The organism is Tsukamurella sp. NPDC003166, from assembly GCF_040611135.1.
GTDB lineage: Bacteria > Actinomycetota > Actinomycetes > Mycobacteriales > Mycobacteriaceae > Tsukamurella.
Genome location: NZ_JBEXNL010000007.1, coordinates 122,938 through 133,987 on the forward strand (window position 1 = coordinate 122,938; position 11,050 = coordinate 133,987).

At 70.0% G+C, this 11,050-nt stretch carries 8 protein-coding genes; all 8 read right to left on the minus strand.

The window, feature by feature from the left end; translation table 11 throughout:
* Nucleotides 1-4: 4 nt before the first annotated feature.
* Nucleotides 5-1,576, minus strand: a complete 1,572-nt coding sequence (gene eccD, locus ABZX10_RS10735; protein WP_355538567.1) for a type VII secretion integral membrane protein EccD — start codon at nt 1,574-1,576, stop codon at nt 5-7.
* 6 nt (nt 1,577-1,582) lie between these two features.
* Nucleotides 1,583-3,370, minus strand: coding sequence for a hypothetical protein (locus tag ABZX10_RS10740; RefSeq protein WP_355538570.1), 1,788 nt, complete (start codon nt 3,368-3,370; stop codon nt 1,583-1,585).
* A gap of 78 nt (nt 3,371-3,448) precedes the next feature.
* A complete protein-coding gene (locus tag ABZX10_RS10745) occupies nt 3,449-4,312 on the minus strand; it encodes an ESX secretion-associated protein EspG (RefSeq protein WP_355538573.1) in 864 nt (287 codons plus the stop codon).
* Between the two features lie 56 nt (nt 4,313-4,368).
* Complete coding sequence (locus ABZX10_RS10750; RefSeq protein WP_068573714.1) at nt 4,369-4,671, minus strand: hypothetical protein; 303 nt, start codon at nt 4,669-4,671, stop codon at nt 4,369-4,371.
* Between the two features lie 29 nt (nt 4,672-4,700).
* Nucleotides 4,701-5,006, minus strand: a complete 306-nt coding sequence (locus ABZX10_RS10755; RefSeq protein ID WP_068573712.1) for a hypothetical protein — start codon at nt 5,004-5,006, stop codon at nt 4,701-4,703.
* A 49-nt stretch (nt 5,007-5,055) separates the two neighbouring features.
* Nucleotides 5,056-6,438 (minus strand): PPE family protein, encoded by a 1,383-nt coding sequence (locus ABZX10_RS10760; RefSeq protein ID WP_355538578.1) that lies wholly within the window; start codon nt 6,436-6,438, stop codon nt 5,056-5,058.
* Between the two features lie 15 nt (nt 6,439-6,453).
* Nucleotides 6,454-6,741: a PE family protein gene (locus ABZX10_RS10765; protein WP_082778137.1), complete on the minus strand. Its 288-nt coding sequence runs from the start codon at nt 6,739-6,741 to the stop codon at nt 6,454-6,456.
* 82 nt (nt 6,742-6,823) lie between these two features.
* Nucleotides 6,824-11,044: a type VII secretion protein EccCa gene (gene eccCa, locus ABZX10_RS10770; RefSeq protein WP_355538582.1), complete on the minus strand. Its 4,221-nt coding sequence runs from the start codon at nt 11,042-11,044 to the stop codon at nt 6,824-6,826.
* Nucleotides 11,045-11,050 lie beyond the last annotated feature (6 nt).

An 11,050-nucleotide genomic window follows, 5' to 3' on the forward strand; every position in this document is an offset into this window, starting at 1 on the left:
CCCTCTACTTCAGGAACGACAGGTCGAGTTCACGCATGACCGCGAACACCCGGGTGGTCCACAGCGCGAGCATGACCACGGCGAAGATCGCGAAGGTCTCGCCGAACTCGATACGGCCCATCAGGCGCGCGGACAGCGGGCGGCCGTGGCCGGCGGGGTCGGTGGACACGCGATCGGCGAGCAGCAGTGCACCGGTTCCGAACGCGGCGAGCGCGATCGCGCTCACCACGATCACCGCGAGGCGTGCGAGATCGGAATCGACGGCGGTCATCAGGATCACCGCGAGGCCCGCGGCCACGAGGAATCCGGCGACGAAGAAGACGCTCGCGTGCACGCGGTCGTCGAGGGTGCGGCCGCGCAGCACACAGATCACCGAGACCAGCGCGGCGATCGCGACCTCGCCCCAGAAGTAGTGGCTGTGCGGCACCAGGACGGTGAGCGCCGAGACCACGAGCACGCACGCGATCGCCGCGTAGAACCCCGTGAGGAGCTTCGCGGCGGTGCGCGCCTTGCGCTCCAGGCCGGTGTTCTCCTGCGCCCGGGCGAGCTCGGTGGTGGTCTCGTCGTCGAAGGTGTCCACGTGATACGCCGCGTCCAGCTCGCCGCGGTCGATGTCCTCGCCGGGCGGCGGCAGCGTGTCGGGACGCACGCGCGCGAGCATCAGCGCCCACCCCTGCGCCCAGTTCGCGAGCAGGAGAGCGCCGATCACCCCGATCGCGGGGATCGCCGGGCGTTCCAGCGGCGTGTACGCGAACAGCGCGCTCGCCACCACCGTCACGGCGGTGGCGAGTCCGATGCCCGCGAGGACCGCGGCGCCGAGCCCGCTCGCGCGCCCGAGCACGACCACGCCGATCAGCGCGAACAGCGCGCCGACCAGGACGTTGGCGGCGGTGAAGGCACCGTCGGCGGCGCCGTCCGGCGGGATGAGGACGAACCCGGCAGTGAACAGGACCGGGACCGCGGCGATCTGCAGGGCGTACGCCACCTGGCGCGCGCCGTACTGGCGGTCCGCCGAGACGGCGGCCAGGACCACGGCGATCGCGGCGAGGGCCGCGACCGGGAACCACCACAGGGCGCTGGAGTGCGCGAACCATGCGGTGAGCACCAGTGCCGCGAACACCCCCGCGCCGAGCACCAGCGCGACGAGGCCCAGCACCCGCGCCGTCGTCGACTCGAACCGGCGGAACCGCTGCCGGCAGAACTCCTGGATCGCGTCGGCGGTGCTCTCGATGAGCGGGCGGAAGGTCTGCGTCGAGAAGGTCTCCGCGAGGATCAACCGGTCACCGTCGAGCACGCCGGCGTCGCCGAGCGATTTGTCGCGCGCCAGCGGGGTGCCGCCCTCGCGGGCGAAGGTCCACGCGCCGGTCGTCGAGAAGTCGTGGTCCGGGAAGATCTGTTCCAGCCCCGGGATCACCGAATCCATGACGACGGACAGCCGACGGCGGGCCAGTAGGCTCCGCTCGACGGAGTTCTCCCCCACCTCGACCAGGACGCGCACCTGCTCGGGGACGGCGGACCGCCCGGGGCCCGCCTGCTGCGTACCGGCTGCGGGCTCCGGGGTGATCGGGAAGACCATCTCGTGCTAGCGTCCCTCGCTCGTGCGCACCTGCTGCAGCTCCGCGAGCTTCTGCGCTGCCGGGGGCTCGTAGCCCGAGTTGAACCCGTCGGCCAGGTCCGCGGCCAACTCCTCGAAGGCCCGGACCGTGCGCTTGCGCAGCAGGTCCAGGTCGATCGGCTGATCGGAGTCGAGGTGCGGGTCGTACGGGATCTCGTGAACGCGCAGCTTCTGGCCGGCCCGGAACAACTCGTCGAACTGCTCGACCGAGACGCTGCTGCGCCGCTTGGTGTGGTTGATCACCACGATCGTGTTCGCGAGCAGACCGTGCCAGCCGTGGTGCCGCAGCCAGTCGATCGTCGCGGCCACCTTGCGCACGCCGCGGGTGGTGGCCGAGGCCGGCAGGATCAGCGCCGAGGAGATCTCGAGGACACCGGTTCCCGTGAGGGTCTGCAGGCCGCGGCCCGCGTCGGCCAGCGCGAGGCTGTAGTGCGGGCGGAAGATCGAGTACAGGTCCAGCACGTCGTCGTAATCGGCGACGTCGCGGCCGTTGAACCGCCACGGGCTCGGAAGCACGTGCAGGTTGGTCGAGGTGACGGCGAGGTGCTTGTCGACCTGGTTGCGGTCCGACAGGTCGCTCTGCTGGATCAGGGTGCGCGCCGTCGACCCGCCCTGGTGCCACGCGGTCACCTGGTCGAGGTCGCCACCGTCGGGATCGAGGTCGAGGGCGACGACGTTGTCGGCGCGGGTGCGCTCGAGGATCTGGCCCAGAACACCGACGATGAGGGTGCCACCGGCATTGTCGGCGAACACGCTGGTGACGTGGAACTTGTTCTTCGGGACGCGGATGCGGTGCACCAGCTCGGCGTGTTCCTGATCGTTCGCGCTGGGGCCGATGTCCAGGCCCATCCGGCGCAGGAAGGCGCGCCAGCCGGACACGCGGACCGCCGCGTCCGAGAACCGGATCTGCTGGTTGAACGAGGACGACGCCGTCGACATCGGCGCCGAGACCGACTCGCCCATCGGACGCATCGGGGCCTGCTGGTGCTGGGGCGGAGCGATCGGCGCCTGGCCGTTCTGCACCGGCGCGCCGTGCTGCCCGAAGGGCTGCGGCGACGCCGGGCGCTGGATCTGTCCGGACGCCTGGGGCGCCTGGAACTGACCGGTGGGCGGCACGGGCTGGAAGGGCGCCTGCTGGACAGGAGCGGCCTGCGCGGCGGGAGCCTGTGGGGCCTGCGGGCTCGCGAACCCGTTCTGCCCCTGCCACTGCTGCGGGACCGGCACGGGCGACGAGACCCCCGCGCCCTGCTGGGTGGGCACCTGCGCGGCGACGGGCTTCGGCGCGGCCTTCTCGGCGGGAACCGCCGCGGGCGCGGGGAGCGCGGGCTCGTCGGACGGCGCGGGCTCGGACCGGTCCGAGACCGCCTCGTCGGCCTTCGGGACCCCGGCCTTCGCATCCGACGTCGGGGCACCGCCGGCATCGACGGACGCGGCCGGCGTCGACGGGCCCACCGGCTCGTCGTCGATCACGGGCTGCTCCGCGGTGGGCCGCTCGTCTCCGGGGACGACCAGGGGTGAGCTCGCCACCACGGTCGGGACGACGCCCGCCACGTCGAGGTCATCGACCTCGGGCAGTGCGGGTTCCTCCCACTCGCCGCTCACCGGTTCGGACACGAGTCCGGCGGGGGCGGTCGGGCGGATCACCGGCGCGGCGGCGGTATCGGTCGAGGGCAGCACCGGGGCCGCGGTGGTGTTCTCACCATGGCCGTTTTGCGGCACAAAAGGCACCCGAACGTTCGTAGCTGCGTCGCTCATGGACTGCACCTCTCTTACTCATCAGTATGTTTGCAGATTAATACACGAGCAGGTCAGAGAGCCAGAGGGGTGGGGCTCTCAGTTCGCGGTATCGAACCATCCGGCGGAACCGCCGCGCTCGACCAGTTCCACGAGCCCCTCGGCGAACCTCCGCCGGGTCCCGGGGCTGATCGTCACGTCGAGCAACCCGCCGGATCCGCGCTGCGTGGTCGACAGCACGCGGCCGGAATCGGTGTCCATCACGCCGACCGCCCACCGCGCCTGCACCCGAACGCCACTGGAATCCACACGGTGGTAGACGATCTCGGTCCGTCGACCGGAGTACCGCGCGACCTCCACCAGGAGGTCGATGGTCTGCGGCGACAGGTCGTGCTCCCGTAGCCTGCCGCGGATGGCCCGTTCACTGCGGGCGTCGCCCACGGAGGGATCGAAGGTCGCGACGATCTCCGCGAGCTCGGCGGCGTCGACGGTGAGCGAGTCGAACTCGGCCGGCTCCCGGGCACCGAGCACTCGCCAGAAGGGTTCCACGATCGTCGCGTCGAAGTCCTCGCGGTCGGTCGTGAACCCCTGGACCGTGAACTGATCGTCGTTGCGGAACGCGACGACCACCTGACCGGCGCGCCGCACGGCCGCCCCGCGCAGCACCGCGTCGCCGTCGAAGACGCGGATCGCGAGCTCGGCGGTCGGCGACTGCAGCACCCGAAGCCACTGCGCCACCTGTGCATCGACGCGCCCCGCGCCGTCGACCAGGCCCGCCGCGAGGAGGCCGGGCATCACGGCGAGGTCGACCATCAGCTGGTCGTCCGGCCGGTAGACGGTGGGGTGGACCGCCAGGACGATCGGCGCCAACTCCGTGACATCGGACAGCCGCATCAACAGCAGCAGTTCGTCGACGTCGACGGCGAAGGCGGACAGCTTCGCCGCCTGTTCCTCGCGCAGCACAGCTACCCGCCCTCCTGGTTCCCTGCGGGGCCGGCACACGACCGGCCCCGATCGTTCTAGACGCCGTAGAGGCCCGCGGCCTGCGCCTGGCCGGCCTGATGGATCGTGGCGGCGGTCTGGATGTTCACGCCGGTCTTGCGGATCGCCATGGCGAGGTTCTCGTTGGCCTTGAGGCACACCTCGTGGACGTGCTGGTAGCTCTCCTGGTCCACACCGACCCAGTTGCCCGCGTTGAGGTTCGCGGTGTTGTTCGCGGTCAGCTCAGCGATGTTGGCGTCGGCCACCGCGGCCGCCTTGTTCAGCGACAGGGAGGTCACGTCGTAGCTGGTGTAGTCGACCTTGATCAAGGGTGAGGTCATCGTCGTTGTCCTTCGGTGGTAGCGGCGGTCTAGACGACGTAGCCGGTGAACAGGCCGCCGGCGTCGCCGTCGGTGCTGGAGATGAGGCCGCCGTTGCGGCCCAGGGCCTCGGCCACGGCCTCGAGCTTCTGCTGCTCGGCGTTGCACACGGCGATGAGCTCCTCCATGTGTGCGGAGGCCTTGTTCGTGGTGTCACCGGCGTTGGCGGCGCGGTAGGCCTCGGCCGTCGTGCGCACGAACTTGATGTTCGCGAGTGTCGTCGCGGCGACGTCGTGGGTCTTCGCGGTACCGGCGGCGTGCGTGACGGTGTTCAGCTCGTAGATCTGCGGGGGCATGATTCCTCCAGTTCAGAGTTGTGTCGGTCGATGTTCGCTACGGCGGGGATCAGCGCGCCTCCCCACTCGCCGGCACGTCGACGGGAACGGATTCGAACTCGGGCACCGAGTCCTGATAGACCGGGACGGCCGCGGTGTCCGGCACCACGATCCGTTCACGTTGCTTGCCCTTCGACCGCGCGACCGGCGCGGTGGTCCCCGTGGGAAGGACGGGCCGCAGCGGCTCGACCGCCACCCGCGGGACGGGCGGGGGCGGGGGAGCCACCGTCAGGCCGTCCGTCATCCAGTTCGACGGTGCCACCACCTGCGGCAGCGCCGCGGTCGCTCCCGGCACGGCCCGCAGGGCCGCCGCCGAACTCGTGGACCGCTCGCCGCGGGACATCCGTTCGAGCGTGGGCGACCCGGGCCGGGCTCCGTAGTACCCGACGGTGCCGGTGCGGTTCTCGGCGCTGACGCCGCCGATGAGCGCGCTCATCGGCTGGTAGACGACACCGCCGGCCACGCCGCCGCCGACGGCCTGGGCGCCCCCGCCCGCGCCCTGCAGGACCTGCTGGACGCCGGTGGCCGCAACGCCGCCCGCCACACCCGCGACCTGCGGCGCGGTACCGCCGAGCTGCTGCACGAGCGCGCCGCCCAGCCGCTGTCCGGTGGTGGAGCGCACGGCGCCCGGAGTGTCGCGCGACTGCGACTCCGCGGTGGCGGCGTTCGACGCGACCTGCTCGAACCGTTGCGCGTTGATCGCGACGCTCTGGGCGAGCTTGGTGCCGGTGAGCACGCCACCCGCGACGCGCATCGCGAGCATACTGGCCGTGGCCTGCGCGCCCTGCGCCGCGAGGGTCATCTTCGTGACCACCGCATCGCCGACCGATGCGGCGCCGGCCGCGGCGGCGGGAATCGGTACGCCGATGGCCGTGGCCATGGGCTTCGGCGGGATGAAGGGCTCGAAGGTCATGTTGGCGACCGAGTTCGCCAAGTACACCGCCATCATCGACGCGTTCTGCGCCCACATGGCCGCGTACTGCGCCTCGTTCGCGGCGATGGCCGCGGTGTTCACGCCGAGGAAGTTCGTCGCGTTGAGCACCCCGTTGGTGATGTGGTTCTGCGCAATCTCCGGCAACTGGGCCATCCCGGCGAGCGCCGCCGAGTAGTCCGCCGCCTGCTTGGTGTGCCGGGTGGAGGCGAGCAGCGCCTGGACCCGCACGGCCTCGTTGTGCGCCATGTACATCGCGACGTTGCGCGTCATCAGCGCCGTCTCCGGAGCCTGCCAGGACGCCGCGAGGCGCGGGAGCAGGGAACCGAGGAAGACCGAGCGCGCGCTCACCGACGCCGCCACCGAGGCCCACGCAGCAGCTGCGGCCGTGGCCGGCGCGGGGCCGGCCCCGGACATGAGGCGGCCCACGTTGACCTCGGGCGGAAGCGCAGGGAATGTCACGACATCACACTCACGTCAGAACTGGACGGCGTTGTCGGCCATGATGTAGGTCGACGCGACGGCGGAGAGGCTGACACCGTACTGGGCCACCTCCGCATGATCGACCACGGAGGTCGCGAGGAAGTTCGCCGCGTGCGCGGCGGAACCCGCCGAGACCAGCAGCGACACGTCGTCGGCGCCCGCAGGCACCACCGCGCCGATGGTGCCCGCGGCGCCACCGATCAAGCCCGAGGTGGTGGCGACGTTCGCCAGGACCTCGTTGGTTCCTGCCAAGAGCTGTATAGGCGCCACGTTCAGGCCCACCTGCTATCCCCTTTACTTGATTTTCAAGTTGCAACTAAAACAGAATTGTCAAACTTCGTCAATCCCCGGTTGTCCAGAATTCTCATCCCCAAACGTCCTCCGCGGCGACCGACTCGTCCCGCCGCACCCCGTTCCAGGCGACCTGCACCATGTCCGACGGTGCGCCGCGGCCCGGATGGAATCGCCCGCGGCCCGGGATGCCGAAGCGCTGCCCCCGCTCACCTGCGATGTTGAGGTTGAACTTGTCCGCCGACAGGGCCAGCGCCATCGAGCTGTGCGTGTCCAGGAACTGGATCAGCGGGTCCGAACTGGCCTTGTACAAGAACTCGGTGTCGTTGAGGACGACGATCACGTGGAAGCCGCGAATGACACCGTCGTTCATCAGCTTCACGGTCTGGGTGAGGGGGTTGGCGCGGTCGCCGCGCGCCACGACCGCGTCGTAGTCGTCGATGATGAGGAACACCTCGGGCCCCGTCCACCAGTCCCGTCGCGCGAGCGCCGCGCTGTCGGCGGCGTCGGGGACGCGGCGGTAGGTGACCTCGTTCGGGTCGGTCTCGCCCTCCCCCATCCACTCCACGAGCTTGTCCTGCCACCTGCGCAGGAAGTCGTAGAGGTCGGAGCCGTGCAGCCCGAGGTTCTTCGGGTTCGGGGCGAAGGCGCCCCGGTGCACGCGCTTGGGGTCGAGCAGTGCGATGGCGCCGTCGTCGATCGTGGGATACCGGCGGCTGATCGCCTCGATCAGCGTGTGCACGAGGGCGGATCGGCCCGAGCCGCCCTCGCCCACCACGAACATGTGCGCCTCGCGGCCGAAGTCCGCGACGGCGAGGCCGCCGTCGCTCTCGCGCACACCGAAGGGCAGGCGCACCCGCTCGCGCTCGCTCGCGGCAGCCGGAATCACGGAGAAGAGGTCGTCCTGCAGCACGATCTCCGGAAGCGCGAGGAGCTTGGGCGCCGTCACGCCGGAGGTGTTGGCCCGGCGGATCCGCTCGACGACCTCCTCGATGCCGGCGCTGAGCGTCTCGGGCGAACTGTCGCCGTCGGCGCGGGGGAGCGCCACCAACGCGAGCAACTCGCGATCGGTCGTGATCACGTGACCGGCCCGGTCCGGGACCACCTTGTTGCGCTGCGAGTTCACCACGGACATGTCGTAACTCGCGGTGGACACCCGGCCCTCGATGATGGTGTGCATGTGGCTCGCGAGACCGCGCAGAACCGTGTTCCGCGCGGTGGTCACCACGAAGTGGACGCCGTAGTTCAGCGCACCGGAGGCCAGCGCCTCCAACACGGCGACCTTGTCCTCGAACACGCCGCCCTCGGTGACCGCGGCATCGAAGCCGTCGATCACGATGAAGACGTCGCCGAAGGCGTCCTCGGCGTTGACCTCCGCAGCCGGATCGCTGCGCAGCCGGCGGTACTCGGCCATCGAGTTGACCCGGTACTTGCGGAAGAGTTTGACACGCTGATCGATCAGGTCCGACATCTGGGACACGATCCGGTTGATCGCATCCTCCTCCGCGCGGGTCGCGATCCGGGAGACGTGCGGCAGGTCCTCGAGTCGCATCCAGCCGCCGCCGGTGTAGTCGACCACGAAGAACTGCACCTGCTCCGGGGAGTGGGTCAACGCGAGCGAGGTCACGAGGGTCATCGCCGCCGTGGTCTTGCCCTTCTGCGGCGCACCGTAGATCAGCACGTTGCCCTGGCCGCCGGACAGGTCCAGCTCCCAGACGGGCTGCTGGTGTTTGGCGGGGTCGTCGAACACGCCGAAGGGCGCCTTGAGCGTGGCGGGTGTGGTCACCTTCGGCGCCTCCCACTCGTCCGCGCTCAACGACGGTGCCACCGCGTCCAGCGTGGTCGAGGTCAGCTCGGGCAGCCACGGCTTGTAGGCCGGGCGCGCGGGGGCCTGCGTCAGCAACTCCTTGACCACTGTGAACACCGTCGGCGCCGCGAGCAGTTCCTCCTCGGTCCGCACGATCTCGTCGTCCTCGACGATCTCGGCGGCGAGGTCCGGGATGTCCACGCGGCGGGCCGTGAATCCGCGCGAGGACAGGTCGTCGGCGGTCGGTTGGACCACCTCGCGGACCACCGGCTCGGGAGCCGCCTCCGGCGCGAAGTAGGGCTTGCCGGTGAATCCCGCGTAGAACCGGATCAGGTCGTCCTCGTGGAGCGTCTTGATCAGGCCGTTGCCGGGCTTGCCGGGGAGGTTCTTCGCATCGGGGACACCGATCACCGCACGCGAATCGCCGGCGGTGCCGGTACGAAGTGCGATGTGGTAGTGGATGTTCGACTCCAGGCCACGGGAGCGGGCCATCTCCGCGTTCTGCGACGCGAGCAGCAGGTGCACACCCACGGACCGGCCGACGCGCCCGATCTGGCTGAAGATGTTGACGAACTCGGGCTTGGCCTCGAGGAGCTCGGTGTACTCGTCGATGAGCACGAGCAGCGCGGGCATCGGCTCGAGATCCGGGCAGTGCCCCGATTCGCGGGCCTTCTCGTACTCGGTGAGCCCGATGATGTTGAACGACGGGTACTTCGCGGCGGCGCTGTCGAAGAGCTGCTGGCGCCGCTTGAGCTCGCCGGTGATGACCTCCATCATGCGATCGACCATGCTCTCGGACTTCTCGAGGTTGGTCACCACGGCCGCGACGTGCGGGATGTCCTCCATGCCCTGATAGGTCGCGCCGCCCTTGAAGTCCACGAGGAGCAGGTTCAGCATCGACGGCGGATGGAACAGGCACGCGTCGAGCACGAGGCAGCGCAGGAACTCCGACTTGCCCGAGCCCGAGGTGCCGATCATCTCGCCGTGCGGACCGGTGCCGCCCTGGCTCGCCTCGCGCATGTTGAGGAAGATCCGGGTCCCGTCGGGCGCGAAGCCGATCGGGAAGTTGAGCCGACGGGGGTCGTCGAACCGCTTGATGCGCTGCCAGAAGTCGACGACGTCGATGGCCCCGGGATCGTCGACCTGCACGAGGTTCGCCCAATCACGACCGGTGTCGTGCCGCTCCTTGGAGAGCAGCGAGGCGGTGGTCTCCAACTCCCAGCGGGCCAGCTTCCGGGCGGTGGTGTGCGCGTCCACGAGGTCGAGGTAGTCGGCGCGGGCGATCTCCTTGGGCGCCTCCAGCGGGAGGTCCGAGTCCCACCGGGTCACGATGCCCGCCTCGTCGACGTCGAGGAGCACCGCGTGCGGGAAGGAGTCGATGACGCCGTCGGGCGGGGCGATGAGGATCCAGGTGACGTCCGCGAGAGAGGCGATCGCCTGGTCCGTCATCCGGGCCCGCTCCGCGGATTCCACGATGACGACGGTGTGCCGGGTGCGGCCGGTGACCTCCGACTCGGTGGTGAAGGGTCGGGCGTAATCGACGATGCGGTCCCCCTCGGCGACCGACTGCTCGTCGCCGCCGGCCAGGTCCTCGAGGAAGTCGGTCCAGTTGCCGTAGATCATGCGGCGCGAACCGAGTGCGTCGATGAGCGTCGGATGCTGCACCTGCGGTAGCCATTTCAGGTACTCCCAGCGACCGCCGTCGGGTGTGTCGGCGACGACCGCGATGCGGAGCCGGTCCGGACCGTGGGTGATCGCCAGATGGTTCAGCATCGCGCGCACCATGCCCGCGCTGCGCTCCCGATCGCCACCGACGCCGAGCACGGGCAGGTTGCGCAGGGTGAACGCGACCGGCATGTCGGCGACCGTGGAGTGCGTGTGCAGGAACTTGACGGTCTCGGTCCACTGCACCGGATCCAGGAACTCGCCGTCCGGCGCCTCGGGGGTGAGGAGTTTGGCTTTGGGCACGATGCGGCCCCGCCCGTACCGGGCCGCGGTGAAGCGGCTCCGTCGCTCCTGGTCACCGTCGCCGACCTCCCACATCCGCTCCGTGCCGATGAGCGAGGCCACGACGGCCGGGTCCGGATAGGCGTGCGCGAGCGCGTCGTAGTAGTTGCGGCCGCGTGCGAGGGCCTTCTCCCGCGAGGCGCCGATCGAGCGACTCGCCTGCTTGCGGTCGTGCAGCAGCTGGCCCTTGGACTTGCTGCCGCTGCCGCCGGGGCCTCCGCCCATGTACGCGAACATGCCGAACAGCAACATCATCGGCATGAGCAGCATCACCGGGTTGAAGCCCCGGTTCATGCGGATCATCATGAACAGCATCCCGAGCACGGCGACCACCATGATCACCGGCATCATCACCGTGCGCCATTTGCCGGGTGGGTCGACCTCGTCGATGGTGTCCGGGGTGCGGACCTCCACCTCCTTCTTGATGACCCGCGGCTCCTTCTTCGGGTGCAGCGGGGGCTCGAAGACCTGCCTGCTCATCGTCCG

Excerpts from the sequence above, each read along its gene's own strand:
- eccD (WP_355538567.1), bottom strand. The coding sequence starts at position 1,576 with ATGGTCTTCCCGATCACCCCGGAGCCCGCAGCCGGTACGCAGCAGGCG.
- ABZX10_RS10740 (WP_355538570.1), bottom strand. The coding sequence starts at position 3,370 with ATGAGCGACGCAGCTACGAACGTTCGGGTGCCTTTTGTGCCGCAAAAC.
- ABZX10_RS10750 (WP_068573714.1), bottom strand. The coding sequence starts at position 4,671 with ATGACCTCACCCTTGATCAAGGTCGACTACACCAGCTACGACGTGACC.
- ABZX10_RS10755 (WP_068573712.1), bottom strand. The coding sequence starts at position 5,006 with ATGCCCCCGCAGATCTACGAGCTGAACACCGTCACGCACGCCGCCGGT.
- eccCa (WP_355538582.1), bottom strand. The coding sequence starts at position 11,044 with ATGAGCAGGCAGGTCTTCGAGCCCCCGCTGCACCCGAAGAAGGAGCCG.